Genomic DNA, 23179 nt, shown 5'->3' with positions numbered 1-23179 from the left:
GATGATCATCGATCCCAGTGGGCGCGGACCCACCATGCGGCAGCTGCTCATCGCAGGCGTATGCGGTCTGGTCGTGTTCGCGTTGGTGCTCAGCTTGCTGATGCTGCGCTACAAGGGGTACTTCCAGGAGAAAGTCAACGTCACCGCGAACCTGACCACCACCGGCGACGGTCTGCCCGAGCAGGCCGACGTCAAGTTCCGCGGCGTGCTCGTCGGGGCGGTGAAGACCGTCGACGTGGCGGCCAAGGGCGAGTTGCAGAAGGTCCGGATCGAGATGAAGCCGGAGTTCGCCGGTGACATCCCGGCCACCGTGACCGCTCGCGTGGTGCCGAGCAACCTGTTCGCCGTCACCTCCGTCGAACTCGTCTTCAACGGTCCCGCCGACCAGTATCTGCACGAGGGCTCGGTCATCGAGGAAGACCGCAGCAAGGGCACCATCGCGCTGCAGGACACGCTCACCACGGTCCGCAACATCCTCGACAAGATCGATCCGGTGCAGTTCGGCCGGGTGCTCGGCACGCTGTCCCAAGCGCTGGACGGCAGCGGCCGGATGCCCGGCTCCACTGTCGAGCGGCTCGACCGCTGGCTGCTGGCTGTCGACGAGTCGATTCCCGATCTGGGTGTGCTGCTGAACCACTTCTCCGCGTCGTTCAACGCGCTCAACCAGTCCGCGCCCGAGCTGGTCGATGTGCTCGGCAGCTCGGTGCGGACCGCGCGCACCATCGCCGACCGGCGCAGCGAGCTGGTCTCGCTGATCACCGGCGCCGGCGCAACCATCGACACGGTGAACGACCTGTTCGCCCGTAACCCGAACGTGGGCATCGAGGTCACCGCCGGGACGAGCGACCTGTTCGGCGCCCTCGCCGCGGACCCCGACGCGATCACCAGAAGCCTGCTGAACCTCAGTGAGACCACGCGCCGAATGGACACCACGTTCACCTGGGGCCCGCAGAAGCAGCAGGTCTGGAACGCGGGTATCACGCTCACCCCGTACCGGCCCTACACCGTGGCCGACTGCCCCCGCTACGGCGAGCTGGTCGGACCGAGCTGCTTCACCGCTCCCGCCGTGGCCGATGTCGGCGAGCTGCCGGAGCAGTTGAAGCCGCGCGCGCTCGCCTCGGCCGCCGGGCTGCCCCCGGTGGCGCCGATGCCGGGTCTGCCGCTGATCCCCGGCGTCACCGCCCCGGATCCGAACCGTGCCACCGTCGCCCCGACCGGCGCCCCCGCTCCGTTCGCGGGCACCCCGCTCGAGGGTCTGTTCCCGATGCTGCCGCCGGGCCTGCTCCCGCCGGCCGCTCCTGCGCCAACGGCTCCGGCTCCGGCGCTGGCTCCCCAGGGCATTCCGTCGGCGGCGCCGATCTCCTATCGGGGAGACGCCGCGGTCACCGCGCTGCTCGGCCGCCGGCCGACCACCGCCGAATATCTGCTGCTGAGCACGATCATGAAGGGCGGAACCATGCAGGTGTCCCGCGACGGTGCCGGACGATGAGCATTCGCAAACCGCTGATCGGATTCGGCATCTTCGCCATCGTGTCGATCCTGGTGACGGTGGTGGTGTGGAACACACTGGCGCGCATCGTCAGCGGCGACACCTACACCTACTCCGCCACGTTCTCCGACGTGCTCGGTCTGCACGAGGGCGACGACGTCCGCATGGCGGGTGTGCGGGTGGGCAAGGTCGAGAAGATCGAGCTGGGCCGCGACGCGAATCTGAAGAAGTCGGTCGCCAAGGTCACCTTCGCGGTGCAGCGCGACCAGACGATCTACACCGACACCAAAGCGCTGGTCCGCTACCAGAATCTGATCGGTCAGCGGTATGTGGCGCTGGCCCCCGGCAAGGGGTCGAATCCGGCGCCGCTGAAGAACAACGGTTCCATCCCGATCGATCGCACCGAGCCGTCGTTCGACATCTCGAGTCTGCTGAACGGGTTCCAGCCGCTGTTCCAGGTGTTGCAGCCCGAGCAGGTCAACCGGCTCTCGGAGACCCTCATCCAGGCATTGCAGGGCGACGGCGTCTCGCTGAGCGCGTTCATCGTCCAGGCCGCCCAGCTGGCCACCGACTTCCAGCGCCGGGACGCCATCCTGTCCGATGTGATCACCAACCTGTCGGGCGTGATGTCGGGGTTGGCGAAACGAGGTGATGAATTGGAGACCCTGGTGACCCAGACCCGGGCCTTGATCGGCGGGCTGTACGAGCAAGGACAGTCGTTGCTCGCCTCGACCGAGCAGATCGCGAGCGCCACCACGTCGGTGGTCGGCATGCTCGACCGAATCCAGCCGGGCCTGCGTAACGCGCAGAACTCCACCAGCGCGGCGCTGACGCTGTTGCTGGACAACGGCGCCAAGCTGGATCAAGCCGCGATCGACCTGCCGAACGTCCTCTCGGCGGCGGGCAGGCACACCTCGGAGGGCGGCTACGCCAACGCCTACCTGTGCGGCCTGGACGTGTCGCTCTACGGCGTCCTCTTCCCCCGGGGTCTGTTCTCCCAGATCGGTGGCACCTCGCACTCGGCGGTGTGCCGCCCATGATGACGAAGCTCAGGTCCAGGTTCGAGCGCAACCGGTACTTCTGGTTGGGCATCACCGGCGGCGCCCTCATCGTGGTGTTGCTGTTCGTGTCCAGCGTCTACAAGCTCATCGGCGTCGGCGAGCAGTCGATCAAGGCCGAGTTCGTGCAGGCCGCGGGCATCCGGGTCGGCGACAAGGTGAACATCGCCGGGGTGTCCTCGGGCCGAGTGACGAGCGCTGAACTCGAGGGCAGTCACGTGCTGCTCACACTCAGCGTCAGCGACGACGTGAAACTGGGCCCGGACGCGCGCGCATCGATCAAGATGGCCACGCTGCTCGGCGCGCGGTACGTCGACCTCGAGCCGGGCGACGGGTCCGGGTTGAAGAGCAAGCGGATCCCGATGTCCAACACTTCGGTTCCGTACAACCTGGCCGACGTGGTGCAGGTTGGCACGCCGAAGTTCGAAGCGCTCGACGCCAAGAAGCTGGCCGATTCGCTGAACCTGATCAACGAGCAGATGAACGGCTCGCCCCAGCTCACCGCCCAGGCGCTGGACAGCGTCGGCGCGCTGGCCAAGGTGATCGACAGCCGCAAGACCGAGGTGGACGCCCTGCTGAAGGACTTGGACCGGGTCACCCGGATCTTGGGCGACAACCGCAACAGCATCCTGCTGGTGATCACTCAGGGCGAGGCCATCGCCAATCGGGTGATGGAACGCCAGGCACTGTTGCGCCAGCTGCTGGACAACATCGCGACGCTGACCAAGCAGCTGGAGACGATCGGCGCGCAGAACAACGATCAGCTCGGCCCGACCATCCAGCAGCTGAACACCATGGCCGAGGGCCTGCAGAAGAACAAGGACAACCTGGATCGGATGCTGTCGATCATGCCGCCGACCGTGCGCTACCTGGCGAACTCCTGGGGTGGCAGCGGTCCGTACGGCGATGTCGGCCTGCCGTGGCTGTTCCCGGACAACTGGTTGTGCTTCGCCCAAGCTATCGAGGGGTGCCAGGGATGAAATCGGTCTTTCCGCTGCGAACCGTCGCGAAGACGTTCCTGATCAGCGCCGCCGCACTGACGGTCGGCAGTTGCTCGTTGCTGCCGAGTTCGGTGAACGAGGCGTTGGGCAACACCCTGCGGATCACCGCCGACTTCGACAACATCGCGGGCATCTACGAGGGCAATCCGATCACGGTGCTCGGGCTCGAGGTGGGCAAGGTCGACAAGATCGTGCCCAAGGGCACGCTGGTCGAGGTGCACATGTCCGTCGACAAGGGCGTGAAGGTCCCGAAAGACGCGATGGCCGCGATCATCTCACCGTCCATCGTGACCGACCGGCACATCGAACTCACTCCCGTCTACACCGGCGGCGCGACCTTGTCGGACGGCGATCACCTGCCCAAGGCTCGCACCAAGACGCCGGTCGAGCTGGACACGATGATCAAGACCATCGACCAGTTCGCCGCCGCGCTGAAGCCGGAGCCGGGCCAGGAGGGCATCGGCCCGCTGTCGGGCCGGGTGCTCTACCCGATGCTCAACGGTAACGGCGAGAAGATCCGCGACACCCTCAACGCGCTGTCCAGCGCGCTGAAGGTCGGCGTGGACAACAAGGACGCGATCTCCAGCATCATCATCAAGCTGAACGACCTCACCACCATGCTGGCCGAGAACGACCAGTCGGTGCGCGATTTCAGCAACCGGGTGACCCAGATGACCGGCCTGCTCGCCGAGCAGGCGCCCGGCTTGCAGGCCACGCTCGACCAGCTGCTCGCCTTCCTGCGGAACACGAGCACCACGCTGACGCAGTACCAGGACCAGTTGCAGGGCACGATGACCGGCCTGACCAACGTGACCCAGCAGCTGCGTGCCAACGCCTACGGCCTCACCGAGGTGGTCGACCTGGCGCCGATGGTGATGCAGAACGTCGACAACATCGTCAACCGCGAACACCAGTACGTACGGTTGCACGCGGTGATCGGCACCGCGCTGTCGGGTGAGGTCGTCAGCCTGTTCTGTGAGCGCGTCCAGATGAGGGCCGACGGCTGCCGCACCGGAAACATGCAGGATTTCGGGCCCGACTACGGGCTCACCGCCGCACTGCTCGGACTGACGAAATGACGTTCCGAATGACGATCGAGGCACGCCGGGCGCTGGTCGCCCTCGCCGCGGTGGCCGGGATGGCGGTCACCGCAGGCTGCGGGCTCACCGTGGAGAAGCTGCCGCTGCCGAAACCGGGTCAGGGCGGGGAGACCTACACGATCCACGCGGTCTTCGAGAACGCGCTGAATCTGCCCGACCAGGCGAAGGTGAAGATCGGTGGTTCGGACGTCGGCGTGGTCACCGCCATCAAGACCAAGAACTTCCAGGCCATCGTGGATCTGACCATCCGCAAGGACATCGAGTTGCCCAAGGGCAGCACGGCGGAACTGCGTCAGGCCACCCCGCTGGGTGACGTGTTCGTCGCGGTGTCCAAGCCCAGGACCGAGCCCGGCGCGGCAATGCTGCACGACGGCGACACGCTCACCATCGACAGCACCTCCGCGGGCGCGACCGTCGAGCAATTGCTCATCTCGGTGTCCCTGCTGTTCAACGGTGGCGGCATAGCCAGCCTCTCCAAGCTCGGCTCCGAGCTGGACTCCATCGTCGGCGGGCGTGGCGAGCAGCTCGCCCATCTGATCACCGAGATGACCGGCGTAGTAGGAAGTTTGAACGCCAACTCCGCGCGGGTGGACAGCGTGCTCGGCGAGTTCCGCACCCTCGCCGACACCATCGAGGGCAGGCGGTCGGAACTCGGCGAGGTGGCCGACACGCTGCCGCAGATGATCGGCGCCATCGCCGAGAACAACCGGGCACTGGGCGATCTGCTCACCAAGTTGTCCAGCGCCAGCGCCGCGCTGGGCGACTACGCGAACACCTCGACCGGGAACCTGAACGGGCTGCTGGAGAACACTCGCCGGCTGATGGACGCCATCGCCAAGACCGGTGACGGCTTCGGCGTCCTGCTGGATCGGCTGCGTGTACTGCGACCGAAGGTGGACGCCACCTTTCGCGGCAGCAGCTTCGCGGTGTACGCGACCGCGACCAACCTCGACATCAGCGCGCTCACCGATCCGCAGCACGGCAAGATCCAAGATCTCAACGACGTGCAGGACTTCGCGGGCAGCCTGATCCAGGTGCTGCAACTCGTCCAAGGCCGAGTGGCGGGAGGACATCGGTGACCTCCGCGCGCAAAGTGTTCGGGAGCAAGATCTTTCTGTCGAACCTGGGTCTGGTGCTTGTGCTGCTGGTCGGCGCCACCTACCTGATGGTGAACGTCATGCGGGTGAACCCGCTGCGGTCCGACTACACGGTCACGGTGAATCTGGACCGTTCCGGCGGTCTTCAGCCCGGCAACGACGTGACGTTGCGCGGCTGGCGGATCGGCAAGGTGACCTCGATCGAGCTGATCGATCGCGGCCAGGCCATCGCCGCCACCGCGCGGATCGAGTCGAAGTACAAGATCCCGGTGGACGCCCAGATCGCGGTGCAGGCACTGTCCGGCGCCGGTGAGCAGTACATCGACTTCCGGCCGAACACCGAGCAGGGGCCTTACCTGGCCGACGGCGCGGTGATCAAGTTCGATCCGGACAAGGTCCACACGCCGACGCCGGTGTGGTCGGTGCTGGACAACGCCAGTGCCCTGATCGCGCAGATCAATCCGGATCACTTCCAGGTCATCCTCAGCGAGCTCGACATCGCGCTCAGCGCGGGCCCGGATCAGCTGCGCGGCCTGGTCAACGGCATCAGTTTGGCGATGGCCGGGCTGGATTCGCTGCTGCCGCAGACCACGAATCTGATCACCAATCTGCGAACCATCGCCAACACCACGTCCATGGCGCAGCCCGATCTGGCCACGCTGACGCACAATTCCGGAGTCCTGTTCGAGCAGTTCGACAACGCCAACGCGGAACTGCGGCGGGTGCTGGAGCAGGCACCGGGCCAGCTCACCAGCCTGGGCGCGGTGCTGGACAAGACGGCCGATCCGATCACCAGTCTGGCGACCAACTTCCAGGCGATCACGAAGGCGGCGCAGCTGCGGCTGCCCGCGCTGCGCGCGCTGTTCCCTTCGCTCGCGCTCGGTGGCGAAGCGCTCGGCATCCCGGCGCACGACGGCGAGTTCCACGCGATGATCGACATCTGGCCGCGACCGTTCTGCGCCTACAACACTCCGAAGATCCGCAACGAGGTCGTGCAGGACGGCACGATCCCGAAGTGGAACTACTGTGAGAACCCGCCGCCGGGTCAGCAGATCCGCGGCGCCGCCAACGCACCCCGGCCCGATGTGCCGAACAACGGCGCGCACATGCCGCCGGGTGTGGATCCGAACGAGCGGACGCTGCCTCCGGTGCGGTGAGTCCCACCCGGCCCGGCGGTTTATGGCGTCGGGCGGGCACACTCGCCGGTGAACCCGTAAGGTTCGCTGCCGTGGGTCCCTGAAGCCAATCGGAGCGTACTGACGCGCGCCGGGAAAGTGCAGGTTTTATCGATGTCTACCGACGACGCCGAGACCGGCAAGGACGCCGAGACCACGGCCGCCGCCGCCGACCAGGACACCGCCGCGGTGACCGAGAAGTCGCGGGAAGCCGCTGGCGCGGCGAAGACCGACCTGTCCAAGGCGGAGGAGGCGGACAAGGCCGAGGCCGGCGAGAAGAACGCCGAGGCCGGCGAGAAGCAGACTGCGAAGACCGAGCCCAGCAAAGCGGACGTACCCGCGGAGTCCGGGAAATCCACCTCGCTTCCGCTGGTGGCGGCGTTCCTGGCCGGGGTGCTCGCGGTGGCGGCGATCACCGCGGTGGTCGTGTTCTTCTTGCAGGGCAACGACCGCGGCGACAAGCTCGACGCGATCCGCGATTCGACCAACGCCGCATGCAAGTTCGGCAAGGACGTCTCGGTCTACGACTACTCGAGAGACCTCGACGTCTACTTCGCCACGGTGAAGGCGGGCTCGTCGGGCGAGTTCCTCCAGGAGTTCGACGACGCGACCAAAGCGCTGAAGGACGCGATGGTGCGGGCGCAGGTCAAGTCGTGGGTCGATGACGTGCAGTGCGGCTACCAGTCCGGTGACAAGACCTCGGCGAAGGTGCTGGTGACCCTCACGCAGTATCGGACAAACTTCACCCAGGCCAACCCCGAGCGGCAGTTCGTCGTGGTGATCGCCCAGTTGCGGAAGTCCGGCGACGAGTGGCTGGTCGACAAGCTCGATTCGCCGATGCTGAAGGGCGCGGGCACCGGCCTGCCGGGCGCTCCCGCACCGGGCTCCGCTCCCGCGCCTGGTCAGCCCGCACCGCCTGGTCAGCCCGCACCGCAGCAGGGTAACTAGCCGAGCGCCTCCGGCGGTGGGCTGAGCCACCACCGCCGGAGGACACGGCCAAGCCGGCGCAGGTGTGCCGCAGATCGTGAGGTGTGACCTTCTGCACCCCGAGCGGCGCACCGCGCCGGCGAACCACCCGGTCGCTGGACTTGAGCTGCCGTTGCCTGCGTCCTGCTCGCGGAGGTACCGCTGGGCGGACACCTTGCGCGGGCACGGTGGCGTGCAGGCGGCGTGCAGCTTCACCAGGCCGCGCGCGTGCTGCTCGTCGACGGGCGTGTTCCCGTCGTCGCAGTAGTCGTCGATCCAGTCGGGTTCGGTCACCGCTGATACTCCCGCGAGGTGTCGGGCACCATGCGTCCGGCGGCGATGAGTGTGTGCCGCGCTGCCGCTTTCCGCGGACAGCTGTCGGCGCGGCAACCGCGGTGCTGTTGCATGTCGCGGTGTGCGTCGGTCACGCTCATCGGCCCGGCGGGCGCATCGTGCGGCCCGGCCGGACGACCGGCCGCCCATTCCGCTTGCACGCGGTCGATGATCGCCTGCGGCGATGTCTCATCCGGTTCGGCGTTCCGCCACCAATCGAACCCCATCGTGCACCCCTGTCACGTTTCGCTGTGGTTGGTAGGCACCCGACGCCGAGGAGTTCGAGACTCGACCCGACGCCGGGGCACGGAGTCAGCGTCTCGTTGATCGTTGGGACGACGGAACCCCCTACGTTTCCCACTTCGGGACGTCCTGACGGGTGTACAACGTCCCTATGTCGAATGAGCGGTTGCGCGCCGCGATAGCGGCGCGAGGATGGACTCACGCGAGCTTGGCTGAGGCAACAGGCGTGGACCCGAAATCGGTTGAACGCTGGGTGAACCTCGGTCGAGTCCCCCGGCGGCGCACCGCAATCCATGCCGCCGAGTGTTTGGGGGAGGACGTCAATGCCCTGTGGCCCGCCCTACAGCAGGCGCGAACAGCCCGCGCCGTCAGCCCTGAACTCGTCGCGCTCCACGACCAGCGGGCCGATGTCCCGGCATCGATGTTCGTCAACCTGTTCGCGGCTGCGCGTCACCACATCGACGTCCTGGTCTACGCGGCTGTCTTCCTCCACGAGGCGTACCCCCGGCTCAACGAGCTATTGATCGAACGGGCCGAGGCGGGCTGTTCGATACGGATTGCCGTGGGTGACGCCGACAGCGCCAACGTCCGACAACGAGGCACGGAAGAGAAATTCGGGCACGGCATCGAATCCCGCTGCCGTCTCGCATTGATGCACTACCGCGCACTGCGAGCAACGCCCGGTATCGAGCTGCGCACGCACGAAACGACTCTCTACAACAGCATCTACCGCGCTGACAACGAAGTGATGGTCAATGCCCATTTGTGGGGAGTGAATGCCTACGCCGCACCCGTCTGGCATTTGCGCCGTACCCTCGACGGTGGCCTGTTCGACACGTACACCGAGAGTTTCGAGGCGGTCTGGCAAACCGGCCGACCGGTGAAAGGGTAAGCCGATGGCGCGTACCGAGTTCTACGACGACCCCGCCGCCCCCGAGCCGAACAGTCTAGTTGTCGCGGCCTCGGCTGTGGTGTGCGACGACCAGGGCCGCATCCTGCTACAGCGGCGCGCCGACAGCGGCCTATGGGCGTTGCCCGGTGGGGGCATGGAGATGACCGACAGCCTTCCCGGCTGCGCTGTGCGAGAGGTCAAGGAGGAAACCGGGCTCGACGTCGAAATCACCGGACTCGTCGGCATCTACACCGATCCGCGCCACGTCATCGCCTACAGCGACGGCGAGGTCCGACGCCAGTTCAATGTGTGCTTCCTGGCCCATGTCATCGGTGGCGACCTCGCCATATCCGATGAGTCCACCGAACTACGGTTCGTTGCCCCGGCCGACCTGGACAGCCTCGACATGCACCACACACAGCGACTCAGGCTGACTCACTACCTGGAAGGGCGGTCCGCGCCATACCTCGGCTGAAGATTCGGCGCAGACGGGTGGCCCGTAGTGGGCGGCGTATGCACCGTTTCGGCGGGCGCATCAGAACAGCGTCAGAGTCTGTGGCGCCGACGGCGCGGCCGCCTTCCCCGCGGCCTTGTCCTTCGGCGCTTCCGGCGCCGTCGGCGTTTCCTCCACAGTCACCGCGAGCATTTCCACGGTGTTCGCCTCGGCGACGGCCGCGGTGACGGCGGCCTGCCGGGCAGCGGCTCCGGCCAGTGCGTCGGCCTGTTCGTTGAAGTAGTTGCCGACATGCCCACGGACCCAGCGGAACCGGACCGGTCCCGGCCTGGTCGCGATCGCCCGATCGATCTGCTGGACGAGTTCGACGTTCTTCACCGCGCCACCGGTCGACGTGCGCCAGCCGTTGAGCCGCCATCCCGACACCCACTCCGAGGCGCATTTGATGGCGTAGAGCGAATCGCTCTCGATGAGAAGGGGTTCGGACCCGGGGTGGGCGACGATCGCCTCCAGCACCGCGCGCAACTCCGCGACCTGGTTGGTCCCGGACGCGGCTCCCCCGCTCGCCGAGGAGCCCTGATGATTAACCCAAGCCCAGCCGATGGCGCCACCGGGATTGCGGAGGCAGGACCCGTCGGTGCTCACGATGATCATGGCCGGCACCCTACGCAATCCGACCGACAAGATCGGTACCGTGGAATTGCTCTATCTCCCTCCGTAACCGGGCCTCGGTACGCCGCAGCGCCGATTTGACCGCGGCGTCCACCAGGCGCCCGATCACCCCGCGAGGTGGACTGTACTCCGCCTCGGAGGTCAGCACGGAGCGTCCGTAACCGAGCGGGTCGAAGCGTAGCCGCAGGGTGCCGGAGAAGCGTCCGCGCAGCGTGTACCCGATCACCGCGTTGTGGCGGTATTCGGTGATCGCACAGGTGGCGGTCGGCTGCCAGAGTGCGAGGCGGGTGGTGGTGGCGAAGACCGCGCCGAGTCCGCGGTCCTGGTCGCCGGTCGGTACGAAGTCCGCGATCCCGAACATCCAATTCGGTACGAATAGCGGATTGTCCGTGTAGTCGAAAGCGACCGCGACGGGTGCTGCGACGTCACTCGCGTACTTGATGTGGCCCATAGGCACTCCCTGTCCCACGACTGGCGTTAAAAGTACTACAGCTCTCCTCTTTATTCGAGGACTCCGCGCGAATCGGTGCGCCGAATCGCGCGATCGAGACCGAGTAGTTGCTTGGGAAAAGACCGCTCCGCCGCATGCTCACAGCTGGTCGACAATGTGCTCCGCGATCGGCATGGCCGATGTCGCCGCAGGTGAGGGGGCGTTGAGCAGATGAATCGAGCGCTCGGTGCGCTCCAGCATGAAGTCGTGCACCAAGGTTCCGTCGCGCAGCACCGCCTGCGCGCGAATTCCCGCCTCCCGGGGAAGCAGATCGGCGAGCGTCAGTTCCGGACAATAGCGGCGGCACTGTGCCAGGTATCCCCGCTTGAACAGCGAATCGCGTAGTTCCCGCAGTCCGGTTCGCACGTTCGCCCTGGCGACGCGGTGGAAACCGGGAAAACCCAGCACTTCTCGCGCGTCGCGCAGGTCGACGCTGCCTTTGCGGTAGCCCTCCCTGGCGAGACCGAGTACCGCGTTCGGGCCCACGGTGAGCGCTCCGTCGATCGTCGGGCTCAGATGCACGCCGAGGAAAGGCAATTCGGGATCGGGGATCGGATAGATCAACGTGCTGACCAGCCCGTTGCGCTCCCGCGGCAGTTGGTAGTACTCGCCGCGGAAGGGAACGATGCGAAAGTCGGTGCGCAGTCCGGCGGCTCGTGCCATCCGGTCGGCTTGCAGCCCCGCGCAGACCACCAGGCGGCGAGCGGTCCAGGAACCGGCCGGTCCGGCGGCGGTCACCGCGTCCGAGGTTTCGGTGAGTGCCGCGATCTCGGCGCCCAGCACGAATTCACCACCGGCGCAGCGGACTTCCTCGGCCAGTGCTTCGGTTACCCGGGTGAAGTCGATGATGCCGGTGTCGGGCACGAACAGGGCGCCGACACCGGTGACGCGCGGTTCCCGCCGCGTGAGTTCCACGGTGTCGATCAGTTCGACGGCCACGCCGTTGGCGACGGAACGTTCGTGCAGTTCGAGCATGCGTCCGTGCTCGGCGTCGTCGGTGGCGACCAACAGTTTGCCGCAAACCCGGTACGGAATGTCGTGTGCCGCCGCGAAATCCTTGGTCCAGCGCGCACCCTGGCGACACAGCGTGGCCTTCAGACTGTCCGGCGGATAGTAGATGCCGGAGTGGATGACACCACTGTTGTGCCCGGTTTGATGGACGGCCAGACGCTCGGCCTTCTCCAGCAGCACCAGGCTCGCACCGGGATGGCGCGCCAGGATCCGGTGCGCGGTCGCCACGCCGACGATGCCGCCGCCGATGACGCAGAAATCGTAGGCGCTCATGCCGAGCAGGGTAAGCGGTCGGTCACACCAGGGCGGAATCGCGTTCCGTGGGACGTGGGCGCACCGCAGGGCGAGTCGGATCCCCGCGTTCATGACGTCGATGTTTCCGTGCACACACGGGCGGGTAAACATCGAGGAGCGGGCGAGCGCCATTCTCGACTGCCAGCTCGAGACACCGGCCAACGGCGTCCGGCCGTCGACATGACCACGGCGCACCCAAGTGTGGCGCTCGCCCGCTCCGGGTCAGGCGAACTGGCCCGCAGTCCGTCCTTCGCCCGTCGGACCCGCGAAAGCCTGTGCGAGAGTGAGCCATTCCGCGGCGTCCTCGCCGTGTGCCACGACCGCCAGATCGTCCGGATGGCGGCGCTGGGTCACCAGAAGGCAGAAGTCGAGTGCCGGTCCGGTCACCCGCTGCTCGGCGTCCGCGGGGCCCCACGACCAGACGGTGCGATCCGGTGCGGTGAGTTCGACCCGGAATTCCGCTGCGGGCGGGGTCTTTCCGTGCACGGTGTAGGCGAAGTTCCTGGTGCGCACGCCGATATGGGCCACGGTGCGCAGCCGCGCGGTAGGCGAGCGGTGCACGCCGAGAGCATCGGCCACGTCCTGCCCGTGCGCCCACGTTTCCATGAGGCGAGCGGTGATCATCGACGCGGCGCTCATCGGCGGACCGAACCACGGCAGTTTGCCGCCCGCGGGCACGGCGCGCAGCGCGGCCACGAGCGACGCGCGCCCACGCCGCCAGCGATCGAGCAACTCGGCGGGCGGTTCGGTGGCGGCCTCCTCGGCGGCCTCGTCGACGAAGGCGGGGACGCGAGGGCCGGCCGCGGCCAGCAACCGCTGGAAGCGCTCGGTATCCGTGGTGGCGATCGTCGCGATCTCGTCGGTCCAGGCCAGATGCCCGATCTGATGCGCGATGGTCCAGCCGGGCGCGGGTGTGGCGCGCGACCACTCCTCGGGCGCCAGGGGGGCGACGAGTCGTTCCAGATCCGCGCATTCGTCGGCGAAATCGCCGAGCAGCACCTCTAGGTCAACCATCTGTTTCCCCTGCCGGTCCCGGGCCCACCGCTTCGTGTGCCACCGCCGTCCAGCATCGCAGCGGGGTAGAGAATCGGCAATCACGCTGTTGCGTCTCGGCGGCGGCGTGCCTGCTACCGACGTTCTCATTGCCTTGGACGTTCTCATCGCCTCGGACGTTCTGATTGCCTTGGACGTTCTCATTGCCTCGACGGAATGTCGACGCGAAACGCGGACGCACCGGAGCGGGGATTCGCCGTCAGCGAACGGACCGGTCGACGCGGAACAAACCCATACCCCCAGGGGTTGAGTAGGCATCGCTCAACTTTTGGAGGGTCGAAGACGTGACTACACCCCAGAACCTGCCGGTGCTGTTCCTGACCGATCCGATCGTGCTGCCGGGCATGGTCGTGCCCATCGAACTGGACGAATCGGCGCAGGCCGCGATCGATGCCGCGCGCGCCGCCAAGACCGACGCCGTGCTGCTCGCGCCGCGGCTGAACGAGGGCTACGCCACCTACGGTGTGGTCGCCACCATCGAACAGGTCGGCCGGATGCGCGGCGGGACCCCGGCGGCGGTCCTCAAGGCCGAACGGCGCGCCAAGATCGGGCACGGTGTCACCGGTCCCGGGGCCGCGCTGTGGGTCGAGGCCGAGCCGGTCGAGACGCCCGCCGCGGACGGCCGTACCAAGGAACTGGCAGGCGAGTACAAGAAACTGATCGTCTCGGTACTGCAACGCCGCGAGGCCTGGCAGATCATCGACGCGGTCAATCAGCTGACCGACCCGTCGGCCATCGCCGACACCGCGGGCTACGCCCCGTACCTGACTTCCGATCAGAAGCGGGAACTGCTCGAGACCCCCGACGTGGTCGAGCGGCTGACCACCCTGATCGAGTGGACCAAAGCGCACATCGCCGAGGCCGAGATCAGCGAGAAGATCAGCGAAGACGTGCGTGCGGGCATGGAGAAGAGCCAGCGGGAATTCCTGTTGCGCCAGCAGCTCAACGCGATCCGTAAGGAACTCGGCGAGGACGAGCCGGACGGCGCGGACGACTACCGCACCCGCGTCGAGCGGGCCGACCTGCCCGACACCGTGCGTGAGGCGGCGCTGCGAGAGGTCGGCAGGCTGGAACGAGCCAGCGATCAGAGCCCGGAATCCGGCTGGATCCGGACTTGGCTGGACACCGTGCTCGAGCTGCCGTGGACGGTGAAGACCACCGACAGCGCCGACGTCTCGGCCGCCCGCGCGGTGCTCGACGCCGACCACCACGGCTTGGAAGAGGTCAAGGACCGCATGGTCGAGTACCTGGCCGTCCGCGCTCGCCGGGCCGCCCGCGGCTTGGAGATCGTCGGCGGCCGCGGGTCCGGCGCGGTGCTGGTACTGGTCGGCCCGCCCGGCGTCGGCAAGACCTCGCTGGGTGAATCCGTGGCGCGAGCCCTCGGCCGCAAGTTCGTCCGGGTGGCGCTGGGCGGCGTCCGCGACGAGGCCGAGATCCGCGGGCACCGTCGCACCTACGTCGGAGCGCTGCCCGGCCGGATCGTGCGGGCCATGAAGGAAGCCGGTTCGATGAACCCGGTCGTCCTGCTGGACGAGATCGACAAGGTCGGCTCCGACTTCCGCGGCGACCCGGCGGCCGCCCTGCTCGAGGTGCTGGACCCGGCGCAGAACCACACGTTCCGCGACCACTATCTGGATCTGGACCTGGACCTGTCCGACGTGCTGTTCATCGCGACGGCGAACGTCATGGAGACCATCCCCGGCCCGCTGCTGGACCGGATGGAACTGATCACCGTCGACGGCTACACCGAGGACGACAAGGTGGCGATCGCGCGCGACTTCCTGGTGCCGCGGCAGCTGGAGCGCAACGCGCTGACCGCCGAGGAGGTGTCGGTGAGCGAGGAAGCGCTGCGCGAGATCGCCGCCAACTACACCAGGGAGGCCGGGGTCAGGCAGATGGAGCGGCTGATCGCCAAAGCGCTGCGCAAGGCGGCCACCCGGCTGTCGGAGCGCGAAGCCGGATCGGGCTACGACCCCGAGCTGGGTTACGAGGCGACGGTCGAACGTGACACCGGGGCGCTGACGATCGATCTGGACGACTTGACCGACTACCTGGGTCGTCCGCGCTTCACCCCCGACTCGGTGGAACGCACGGCCGTCCCGGGTGTGGCCACCGGCCTCGCCGTGACCGGCGCCGGCGGCGACGTCCTCTACATCGAGGCGAACGCCGCCGAGGGCGAGCGCTCGCTGACCCTCACCGGCCAGCTCGGTGACGTCATGAAGGAGTCGGCCCAGATCGCGCTGACCTACGTGCGCTCGCACCTGGAGGAGATCGGCATCGAGCCCTCGGTGCTGGATCGCAATATCCACATCCACTTCCCGGCCGGTGCGGTACCGAAGGACGGGCCGTCCGCGGGCGTCACGATGGTCACCGCCCTGGTGTCGCTGGCGCTGGGTCGTCAGGTGCGATCGGACGTCGGCATGACCGGTGAGGTCACGCTGAACGGCCGGGTGCTGCCGATCGGCGGCGTGAAGCAGAAGCTGCTCGCCGCGCAGCGGGCCGGGTTGCGGACGGTGTTCATCCCGGCGCGCAACGAGCCGGATCTGGACGACGTCCCGGCGGAAGTGCTGGCCGCGCTGGACGTCCGGCCGGTCGCCGACGTGGCCGACATCCTGGCCTACGCGATCGAGCCGGTCGCCGAACCGGCCTTGGGGCCCGCCTTCGCGGCGACCGCCTGATCTGGGCGGAACGGGTCGGGCACGGAGCATATCCGGGCCCGGCCCTTCGCTGTCGGTGCGCAATGCGATCGGTTCACGTGCCGCGAGCCCGGCGGCGGGCGGCGGGCGATCCGCCGGAATTCCGGCCGGGTGTCGCACCCCTGCGGTAAGAACGGCATGTGGCCAGATGGCTGTTGCACGTCGATCTCGATCAGTTCCAGGCGGCGGTGGAATTCCGCCGTCATCCGGAGCTGCGCGGGCTGCCGGTCATCGTCGGCGGTCACGGCGATCCCACCGAACCCCGCAAAGTGGTGACCTGCGCGTCGTATCCGGCGCGCGCGTTCGGCGTGCGGGCCGGGATGCCGCTGCGCAGCGCCCAGCGCAAGTGCCCCGACGGCGTGTTCCTTCCCTTGGACATGGCCGCCTACGAGGACGCCTCCGACGAGGTCATGGCCCTGCTGCGCACGTTTCCGGGACGGGTCGAGGTGTGGGGCTGGGACGAGGCGTTCCTCGCCACCGACACCGACGACCCGGAAGCTCTCGCTCGGCGGGTGCGCGACGCGATCGCCGAACTCGAGCTGACCTGCTCGATCGGCATCGGGGACAACAAGCTCACCGCCAAGCTCGCGACCGGCTTCGCCAAGTCGGCGGGCAAGTCGTCGGCCGCGCCCGCCGCCGATGCGGGCGCCGCCGCCGGCGTCTTCCGGCTCACCGCCGCCAACTGGACCGAGGTGATGGCGCATCGGCCCACCGACGCGCTGTGGGGCATCGGTAACCGGATCGCCGCCCGGCTCGCGGAACTCGGCATTCGAACCGTCGGCGAGTTGATGGCGGCGGACCGGCAGCGTCTGGCCGCCGAATTCGGGCCGAACACCGGTCCGTATCTCTGGGTGCTCGGCCACGGCAAAGGCGATACCGACGTCACCACCGAACCGCGAATACCGGTCGGCCGCAGCAAATCCGAGACCTTCCCGCAGGACCTGACCGATCCCGGCGAGATCCGCGCCCACGTCGCGCGGCTGGCCACCGAGGTCGCCGAGGAGATGGCCGCGGCGGGCCGGATCGGCACCCGCGTTTCGGTGACGGTCCGCACGAACACGTTCTACACCCGCAGTAAACAGGAGAAACTGCCCGAACCGACCATCGACGTCGCGCGCATCGCCGAGACCGCGCTGCGCATCGTCGAACGATTCGACCTCGACCGTCCGGTTCGTCTGCTCGGCGTGCGGTTGGAACTCCTGCCGCGGTAGCTCCCCGACCCGACCGGACGCTCGTATGCTCGTCCGCATGGAGTTCTGGGCGATGGTGGCACACGAATCGGATAGCGGGATCGTCCTGACCAGGCAGCAGGCCGGCGAGGATTTCCTCGGGCCGGGTGACGTGACGATCAAAGTGCACTACTCGAGCGCGAACTACAAGGACGGTCTGGCGATCACCAAGGGCGGCGGTGTGGTGCGCAACTACCCGATCGTTCCCGGGATCGATGTCGTCGGCGAGGTGGTCGAGTCCGCCGACGACGATTTCGCCCCGGGTGACCAGGTGATCGCGCACGGATACGACATCGGCGTCGCGCACAACGGCGGCTTCGCCGAGTACGCCAGGGTGCCCGCTGAATGGGTGGTCAAGCTGGCGGGCCTGAGCATGCGCGACGCGGCCGCGCTGGGCACCGCCGGGTTCACCGCGGCCCTCAGCGTGCAGGCCCTGCTCGATCGCGGCGTCCTGCCGGACGCGGGCCCGGTGCTGGTCACCGGCGCGACCGGCGGAGTCGGCAGCGTGAGTATCGACATCCTCTCCGGCCTCGGTTTCGAAGTCATCGCGTCCACCGGCAAGACCGACGCGAACGATCTGCTCAGCGAGATCGGCGCGAACGAGGTGATCGGCAGGTTGCCGGAGGACCCGAATGCCGAGCCGCGGCCGTTGACCAAGGCGCGGTGGGCGGCGGCCGTGGACAGCGTCGGCGGCGCGTCGCTGGCCTACGTGCTCAGCGCCATCGGTTACGGCGGGGTGGTCGCGGCCAGCGGGCTCACCGGCGGACCGGAACTGCCCACCACGGTACTGCCGTTCATTCTGCGCGGCGTCACCCTGGAGGGCATCGATTCGGTCAACCTTCCGATCGAGCGCCGCCGCGAGTTGTGGGCCCAGCTCGGCAAAGAGCTTCGCCCGCAGCATCTTTCGGCACTGGAGAATTTCGCTCCGATCACCGACGTGGAGCGGGTGCTGCACTCCATCCGCGACGGCAGCCACCGGGGGCGGACCGTTCTCGGCGTCATGGGCGAATTCTGACGGTCGATCCTCGGTAGCGCTCGGACGATATCCACGCCGGATGTGCTGCGGACGTACCGAGACCGCAGCCATAAGACCGATCAGCGAAGCCCGGTTCGATTCGTTCGAGCCGGGCTTCGTCGGTTCCCGACCATCGGCTCGTTCACACGCGGGCGTGCCGTCGCGTTACCGTGGCGGTTGCCCGAGGTCCGGCGATACAGGTCCCCCGCGGATGAGCCCGGGTGCACCGCGATGCGGGATGCGCGTTGATCTCCGGCGTCCGCGGATGGCCTCGATCCGACCGCGCCGCGCGGGGGAAGTCGTTGCCACCGTTGCACGCATCGATCCGATACGGTTCTTCCGCATCCACCTACGTGCTTGCTCCGGTCGAGAGGCGAATTCCCCTGTCCACGAATACGTTGTGGCGTTCGATGTCGATAGTGGCGGTGTCCGCGCTGCTGGCTTCGCCCGCGTACGGCCGAGCCGCGCCGGCCGCCGACTCACAGCCGAGCGGCCCGGATCGCTTCTATCACCAGACGCTCGAGTGGAAACCGTGCGGCGTGGAGAATCTCGACAAGGCCGGTGGCGAGTGCGCGAACGTCCTCGTGCCGCTCGACTACGGGCGGCCCGACGGTCGCACCATCACTCTGGCGATATCGCGGGTGAAGGCGAGCGATCCGGCACGCAGGCGCGGCATCCTGTTGTCGAATCCGGGTGGTCCCGGCGGGACCGGTCTGGACAGTGTGGATCTGCTCGGTGACGTGTTGTCGCCGGACGTGCTGGCGAGTTACGACCTGATCGGAATGGACCCGCGCGGAGTGGGCGAGTCCACCTCGAGCCCGCGGTGCGGGTGGCCGGTCGGCGAGATGGTCCGCTCGGCGGGCCTGGATCCGCTGGGTTTCGCGCACGACACCGTTCAGTCCGCGGGCATGGCCGCGAGCTGCGTCGTTCGCGATCCGGAGTTGGTGCGGCAGTTCACCACTCGCAACACGGCGCGGGACATGGACGTCGTCCGGGCGGCCTTGGGCGAGGAGAAGATCAATTTCTACGGCTTGTCCTACGGCACGTACCTCGGTGCGGTGTTCACTCAGATGTTCCCCGAGCGCAGTGATCGGGTCGTGCTCGACAGCGCGATCGACCCGGACCGGTACTGGACGGGATTGGTCCAGGATTGGGGTCCCGCGGACGAGATCGCGCTGGACGACTGGGCGGTCTGGGCTGCCGCGCGGGACGACGAGTTCCGGCTCGGCGCGACGCCGCGACAGGTGCGCGCGGAAATCGAGGAACTGGTCCGCATCGCCCACCGGCAGCCGATCGTCATCGATGGCTTCGCGATCGACGACCACTGGTTGCCGTTCATCCTGCACAGCTTGTTGTGGAATTTCCGGCTGAACGAACCGTTGGCCGCGACAGTGCGCGAGCTCGCCGACGCCGCGGGCGGTCCGCCCACCACCTCGCGCACGCCGCGGCTGCGCGCCATCGTCGCGGCGCTGCGGGACAACGAGAATTCCGTCCTGGCGGAGATCGCCTGTGGCGATGTCAGCGCGCCCATCGATCCGCTCTGGTACTGGCGCAATATCGAGGAGAACCGCGCGACGCAACCGGTGTTCGGCGCGCTGGCGGGCAATATCCAGCCGTGCGCCTTCTGGCCTCGTCCGGTCGAACCGCCGACCGTGGTGCGCAACGCGGTGCCCGTGCTCATCGTGCAGGCGACGGGCGATCCGCGCACTCCCTACGCGCACGGCGTCCGGCTGCACCAGTACCTGTCGCAGTCGCGGATGGTCACCTTGCAAGACGTCCGTATCCACATGACATTCCGGCCCGAGCTGAGCAGTTGCGTGAACAACGCGATCAACACCTACTTCGGCGCGGGAACCATGCCGGACGCCGATACCACCTGCGCTGCCGACGCGAGGGCGAGCTAGTCGGAGAGCCCACGCACCGTCAGTTCGCGCCTACTACGTCCGCCGTGCCGCCCTACACACAGCGGGGGCTCATCTGCTTATTCGGGCTTTCGCGCAGGGTCGAATTACCGCGATTGTCTTGTCGTCGTGTCGTTTCGACCTTGGGTGATGCCGCCCGTCAGGATCGACAAACGCCTCCCACTGGTGACATCGCGCCAGCAGTACTTCGAGTTCGAGGTTGTCCAGTCGAGCCACGTCGTCCCATGAGATGCCCAGCGTCGCAAGAGGTTCGGTGGCGCCATCAGTGACGAGAACAACAAAGTCGATGCCATCGACCGGAATACGTAGCGCGATGGCCTGGGCAGCCGCGTTCGGGTCTGCCTCCGCAATCCAATAGCCACCCTCGCGGTTCCGATTCGCACGCTGTCGGCGCTGGAGCGAGCGAAGCAGATCACGATGGCGCTCATCGTATGGACCCCGGTCTACGCGGACGGGCAGGTCGGAAAGCACTCGTTCTCCTTCGCCCAGATGGCGGCCTGCACTGGTGAAGACCTCGGCCCGTTCCTGGAAGCGTTGACGGCCCGCGAATCAGGGGGAGGATTCGCGGGCCGCGACCGGCAAGGTTACACCGAGCACCCGCTTCGGCGAGGCGGATTCGAGCACTTTCCCGGAGGACGGATCAAGCGGCGGTCGTGATGGGTTCCTCGGCGAACTGGGTGCGGTACAGCTCCGCGTAGCGGCCATCGGCGGTCAGTAGCTCGGGGTGCGTGCCGCGTTCCACGATCCGGCCCTCCTCCAGCACGAGGATCTGGTCGGCGGCGCGGATGGTGGAGAGTCGGTGTGCGATCACCAGCGCGGTCCTGCCTTCCAGTGCTTCGGACAGCGCCTCTTGCACGGCGGCTTCCGAGGTGGAGTCCAGCGACGCGGTCGCCTCGTCCAGGATCACCACGCGCGGTTGCTTGAGTAGCAGGCGCGCGATGGTCAGGCGCTGGCGCTCACCGCCGGAGAGCCGGTAGCCGCGTTCGCCGACCACGGTCTCCAGCCCGTCCGGCAGCGCTGCGACCAAGTCGCGCAGCCGGGCGCGTCGCAGCGCGTCCCAGAGTTCGTCCTCGGTGGCCTCCGGCCGCGCGAGCAGCAGATTGGCCCGGATGGTGTCGTGGAACAGGTGCCCGTCCTGGGTGACCAGCCCAACCGTGTCGCGCAGCGATCCGGTGGTCAGCTCGCGCACGTCCACGCCGTTCAACCGCACCGCGCCCGCGTCGACATCGTAGAGACGCGAGACCAGTTGCGCGATGGTCGACTTGCCCGCACCCGAGGAGCCGACCAGCGCGATCAGCTGACCGGGCTCGGCACGCAACGACACGTCGTGCAGCACCTCCACCCCGCCGCGGGTGTCCAGATTCGCCACATCCTCCAGCGAGGCCAGCGACACCTTGTCGGCCGACGGGTAGCCGAAGCGCACCGCGTCCAACTCCACCGCGACCGGACCCGCGGGTACCGGTTTCGCATCCGGCGCGTCCTCGATCAGCGGTTTCAGATCGAGCACTTCGAAGACCCGCTCGAAGCTCACCAGCGCGGCCATGATCTCCATCCGGGCGCTGGCCAGCGCGGTGAGCGGCGCGTAGAGCCTGGTCAGCAGCAACGACAGCGACACGACCGCGCCCGCCTCCAATTGCCCGCGCAGGGCGTACCAGCCGCCGAGCCCGTACACCAGGGCGATCGCCAGCGCGGACACCAGCGTGAGCGAGGTGACGAAGACAGTTTGCAGCATCGCGGTGCGCACGCCGATATTCCGCACCCGGCGGGCCCGCAGCGCGAACTCGCCGGACTCCTGTTCCGGACGGCCGAAGAGCTTCACCAGCGTCGCGCCCGGCGCGGAGAAGCGCTCGGTCATCTGGGTGCTCATCGCCGCGTTCAGTTGGGCCGCCTCCCGCTGCAAGTCCGCCAAGCGGTTGCCCATCCGGCGCGCCGGGATCACGAACACCGGAAGCAACACCAGCGCGAGCACTGTGATCTGCCAGGAGATGCTGATCATCACCCCGAGGGTCAGCGCGAGGGTCACCAGATTGGCCACCACGCCGGACAAGGTGTCGCTGAACGCGCGCTGGGCGCCGATGACGTCGTTGTTCAAGCGGCTGACCAGCGCGCCGGTCCTGGTCCGGGTGAAGAAGGCGACGGGCATCTTCTGCACGTGGTCGAACACGGCGGTGCGCAGATCGAGGATGAGTCCTTCACCGATCCGCGCCGACATCCACCGGATCGCCACCCCGAGTCCGGCGTCGAACACCGCGAGCACGCCGATCACCACCGCGAGGCCGACCACCACCCGTGGCGCCGCACCGCCGACGATGTGGTCGACCACCCGGCCCGCCAGCACCGGAGTCGCCACGGCGAGGACCGCGGACACCACGCTGAACAGCAGGAAGGCGCCGATGCGCCGCCGGTGCGGCGCGGCGAACCGGATGATGCGCCCGGCGGTGGCGAGGCGGAACGGCCGCTGTTCCTGCGGCGCGTTCGCCCGCCGGTACATCTGGCTCCACGCCACGGATTCGATGCTCACGTTGTTCTCCCTCTCGCTGCCCATCCCATCCAAGACCTGGCCACCGACATTAAGACCTCAACAATGGTTGAGTTCAAGTCGATTCCGGCCCGGCGGCGTGTCCGCTCACGGCGAAACCGGCGGCAACCCGAACCCCTGACGTACTCCAGCTGGGATGACGTCGGCGTAACCAACGCATCGGGCGCACACCAAACGCAATAGTTCCGCACCGGCGCATACCGCCCAGCGGCCACATGAAGGCATTGATTGTCCAAGACAGCGGCCCAGGTCTCGATGCGGCGAGCCTACTTCTGAAGCCGATTCAGAGAAGCGCCCCATTCCTGCCGATGAACCTGACAAGAGTCGCCCCGGTCGCCCCCTTCGCACCCCGGGTCCGCGACTCACGTACCAACGCGCTCAGCGCACCCCAACAACGTCTTTCGAGCGCAGCGAGACCGAGCCTGTTCCGTTTGCGGCCCGGCTCGCGTG

20 protein-coding genes are annotated in these 23179 nt (G+C 67.7%); 14 read left to right on the top strand and 6 right to left on the bottom strand.

What is annotated here, in order from left to right; translation table 11 throughout:
* Position 1 precedes the first annotated feature (1 nt).
* The 7 genes from ACT89H_RS19690 (at position 2) to ACT89H_RS19660 (ending at position 7868) form a co-directional block, all read left to right on the top strand.
* Positions 2 to 1489: an MlaD family protein gene (locus tag ACT89H_RS19690; RefSeq protein ID WP_445110091.1), complete on the top strand. Its 1488-nt coding sequence runs from the start codon at positions 2 to 4 to the stop codon at positions 1487 to 1489.
* The gene (locus ACT89H_RS19685) at positions 1486 to 2529 is read left to right on the top strand and encodes an MCE family protein (RefSeq protein WP_445110090.1); all 1044 of its coding nucleotides are present in this window, start codon (positions 1486 to 1488) and stop codon (positions 2527 to 2529) included. Before ACT89H_RS19690 ends, ACT89H_RS19685 begins: the two co-directional genes overlap by 4 nt.
* Positions 2529 to 3527: an MCE family protein gene (locus ACT89H_RS19680; protein WP_445110089.1), complete on the top strand. Its 999-nt coding sequence runs from the start codon at positions 2529 to 2531 to the stop codon at positions 3525 to 3527. Before ACT89H_RS19685 ends, ACT89H_RS19680 begins: the two co-directional genes overlap by 1 nt.
* Positions 3524 to 4627: an MCE family protein gene (locus tag ACT89H_RS19675; RefSeq protein WP_445110088.1), complete on the top strand. Its 1104-nt coding sequence runs from the start codon at positions 3524 to 3526 to the stop codon at positions 4625 to 4627. Before ACT89H_RS19680 ends, ACT89H_RS19675 begins: the two co-directional genes overlap by 4 nt.
* Positions 4628 to 4635: 8 nt before the next feature.
* Positions 4636 to 5727, top strand: a complete 1092-nt coding sequence (locus ACT89H_RS19670; protein ID WP_445110087.1) for an MCE family protein — start codon at positions 4636 to 4638, stop codon at positions 5725 to 5727.
* Positions 5724 to 6902: an MlaD family protein gene (locus ACT89H_RS19665; protein WP_445110086.1), complete on the top strand. Its 1179-nt coding sequence runs from the start codon at positions 5724 to 5726 to the stop codon at positions 6900 to 6902. Before ACT89H_RS19670 ends, ACT89H_RS19665 begins: the two co-directional genes overlap by 4 nt.
* 132 nt (positions 6903 to 7034) lie before the next feature.
* The gene (locus ACT89H_RS19660; RefSeq protein WP_445110085.1) at positions 7035 to 7868 is read left to right on the top strand and encodes a hypothetical protein; all 834 of its coding nucleotides are present in this window, start codon (positions 7035 to 7037) and stop codon (positions 7866 to 7868) included.
* A 308-nt stretch (positions 7869 to 8176) separates the two neighbouring features.
* On the opposite strand, the gene ACT89H_RS19655 is transcribed toward ACT89H_RS19660, so the two are convergent.
* Positions 8177 to 8446, bottom strand: coding sequence for a hypothetical protein (locus ACT89H_RS19655; protein ID WP_445110084.1), 270 nt, complete (start codon positions 8444 to 8446; stop codon positions 8177 to 8179).
* 167 nt (positions 8447 to 8613) lie between these two features.
* Here ACT89H_RS19655 and ACT89H_RS19650 point away from each other — a divergent pair, with 167 nt between their 5' ends.
* Together ACT89H_RS19650 and ACT89H_RS19645 are read left to right on the top strand one after the other, a co-directional pair.
* On the top strand, positions 8614 to 9354 hold the full coding sequence (locus tag ACT89H_RS19650) for a DUF5919 domain-containing protein (protein WP_445110083.1): 741 nt from the start codon (positions 8614 to 8616) through the stop codon (positions 9352 to 9354).
* Positions 9355 to 9358: 4 nt separating this feature from the next.
* The gene (locus ACT89H_RS19645; RefSeq protein WP_445110082.1) at positions 9359 to 9829 is read left to right on the top strand and encodes an NUDIX hydrolase; all 471 of its coding nucleotides are present in this window, start codon (positions 9359 to 9361) and stop codon (positions 9827 to 9829) included.
* A 60-nt stretch (positions 9830 to 9889) separates the two neighbouring features.
* Here ACT89H_RS19645 and ACT89H_RS19640 read toward each other — a convergent pair whose 3' ends face one another.
* The 4 genes from ACT89H_RS19640 to ACT89H_RS19625 form a co-directional block, all read right to left on the bottom strand.
* Positions 9890 to 10462, bottom strand: coding sequence for a ribonuclease H family protein (locus ACT89H_RS19640; protein ID WP_445110081.1), 573 nt, complete (start codon positions 10460 to 10462; stop codon positions 9890 to 9892).
* Between the two features lie 10 nt (positions 10463 to 10472).
* Entirely contained in the window at positions 10473 to 10931 is a 459-nt protein-coding gene (locus ACT89H_RS19635; protein WP_445110080.1) for an SRPBCC family protein, read from the bottom strand.
* 138 nt (positions 10932 to 11069) lie between these two features.
* Positions 11070 to 12254, bottom strand: a complete 1185-nt coding sequence (gene lhgD, locus ACT89H_RS19630; RefSeq protein WP_445110079.1) for an L-2-hydroxyglutarate dehydrogenase — start codon at positions 12252 to 12254, stop codon at positions 11070 to 11072.
* A 243-nt stretch (positions 12255 to 12497) separates the two neighbouring features.
* Entirely contained in the window at positions 12498 to 13289 is a 792-nt protein-coding gene (locus ACT89H_RS19625; RefSeq protein WP_445110078.1) for a TIGR03084 family metal-binding protein, read from the bottom strand.
* A 383-nt stretch (positions 13290 to 13672) separates the two neighbouring features.
* On the opposite strand from ACT89H_RS19625, the gene lon reads away from it, so the two are divergent.
* The 5 genes from lon (at position 13673) to ACT89H_RS19600 (ending at position 20847) form a co-directional block, all read left to right on the top strand.
* Complete coding sequence (gene lon / locus ACT89H_RS19620; RefSeq protein ID WP_445110366.1) at positions 13673 to 16006, top strand: endopeptidase La; 2334 nt, start codon at positions 13673 to 13675, stop codon at positions 16004 to 16006.
* A gap of 158 nt (positions 16007 to 16164) precedes the next feature.
* A complete protein-coding gene (locus ACT89H_RS19615) occupies positions 16165 to 17235 on the top strand; it encodes a DNA polymerase IV (RefSeq protein ID WP_445110077.1) in 1071 nt (356 codons plus the stop codon).
* A 37-nt stretch (positions 17236 to 17272) separates the two neighbouring features.
* The gene (locus ACT89H_RS19610; RefSeq protein WP_445110076.1) at positions 17273 to 18268 is read left to right on the top strand and encodes an oxidoreductase; all 996 of its coding nucleotides are present in this window, start codon (positions 17273 to 17275) and stop codon (positions 18266 to 18268) included.
* Positions 18269 to 18678: 410 nt separating this feature from the next.
* Positions 18679 to 20172, top strand: a complete 1494-nt coding sequence (locus ACT89H_RS19605; protein WP_445110075.1) for an alpha/beta hydrolase — start codon at positions 18679 to 18681, stop codon at positions 20170 to 20172.
* 435 nt (positions 20173 to 20607) lie between these two features.
* Entirely contained in the window at positions 20608 to 20847 is a 240-nt protein-coding gene (locus tag ACT89H_RS19600; protein ID WP_445110074.1) for a hypothetical protein, read from the top strand.
* Here the strand turns inward: ACT89H_RS19600 and ACT89H_RS19595 are convergent.
* Positions 20831 to 22711, bottom strand: a complete 1881-nt coding sequence (locus ACT89H_RS19595) for an ABC transporter ATP-binding protein (protein WP_445110073.1) — start codon at positions 22709 to 22711, stop codon at positions 20831 to 20833. The genes ACT89H_RS19600 and ACT89H_RS19595 overlap by 17 nt on opposite strands.
* Between the last annotated feature and the right edge of the window lie 468 nt (positions 22712 to 23179).

The sequence above is a fragment of the Nocardia aegles genome (assembly GCF_052545135.1).
The sequence above is the reverse complement of the archived record's forward strand: the minus strand, read 5'-3'. Positions and strand labels throughout refer to the sequence as shown.

Coding starts and splice junctions, on each gene's coding strand:
- ACT89H_RS19605 (WP_445110075.1), top strand. CDS start 18,679: ATGTCGATAGTGGCGGTGTCCGCGCTGCTGGCTTCGCCCGCGTACGGC.
- ACT89H_RS19640 (WP_445110081.1), bottom strand. CDS start 10,462: ATGATCATCGTGAGCACCGACGGGTCCTGCCTCCGCAATCCCGGTGGC.
- lhgD (WP_445110079.1), bottom strand. CDS start 12,254: ATGAGCGCCTACGATTTCTGCGTCATCGGCGGCGGCATCGTCGGCGTG.
- ACT89H_RS19680 (WP_445110089.1), top strand. CDS start 2,529: ATGACGAAGCTCAGGTCCAGGTTCGAGCGCAACCGGTACTTCTGGTTG.
- ACT89H_RS19645 (WP_445110082.1), top strand. CDS start 9,359: ATGGCGCGTACCGAGTTCTACGACGACCCCGCCGCCCCCGAGCCGAAC.
- ACT89H_RS19600 (WP_445110074.1), top strand. CDS start 20,608: ATGGCGCTCATCGTATGGACCCCGGTCTACGCGGACGGGCAGGTCGGA.
- ACT89H_RS19625 (WP_445110078.1), bottom strand. CDS start 13,289: ATGGTTGACCTAGAGGTGCTGCTCGGCGATTTCGCCGACGAATGCGCG.
- ACT89H_RS19635 (WP_445110080.1), bottom strand. CDS start 10,931: ATGGGCCACATCAAGTACGCGAGTGACGTCGCAGCACCCGTCGCGGTC.
- ACT89H_RS19685 (WP_445110090.1), top strand. CDS start 1,486: ATGAGCATTCGCAAACCGCTGATCGGATTCGGCATCTTCGCCATCGTG.
- ACT89H_RS19670 (WP_445110087.1), top strand. CDS start 4,636: ATGACGATCGAGGCACGCCGGGCGCTGGTCGCCCTCGCCGCGGTGGCC.
- ACT89H_RS19650 (WP_445110083.1), top strand. CDS start 8,614: ATGTCGAATGAGCGGTTGCGCGCCGCGATAGCGGCGCGAGGATGGACT.
- lon (WP_445110366.1), top strand. CDS start 13,673: ATGGTCGTGCCCATCGAACTGGACGAATCGGCGCAGGCCGCGATCGAT.
- ACT89H_RS19675 (WP_445110088.1), top strand. CDS start 3,524: ATGAAATCGGTCTTTCCGCTGCGAACCGTCGCGAAGACGTTCCTGATC.
- ACT89H_RS19610 (WP_445110076.1), top strand. CDS start 17,273: ATGGAGTTCTGGGCGATGGTGGCACACGAATCGGATAGCGGGATCGTC.
- ACT89H_RS19655 (WP_445110084.1), bottom strand. CDS start 8,446: ATGGGGTTCGATTGGTGGCGGAACGCCGAACCGGATGAGACATCGCCG.
- ACT89H_RS19660 (WP_445110085.1), top strand. CDS start 7,035: ATGTCTACCGACGACGCCGAGACCGGCAAGGACGCCGAGACCACGGCC.
- ACT89H_RS19690 (WP_445110091.1), top strand. CDS start 2: ATGATCATCGATCCCAGTGGGCGCGGACCCACCATGCGGCAGCTGCTC.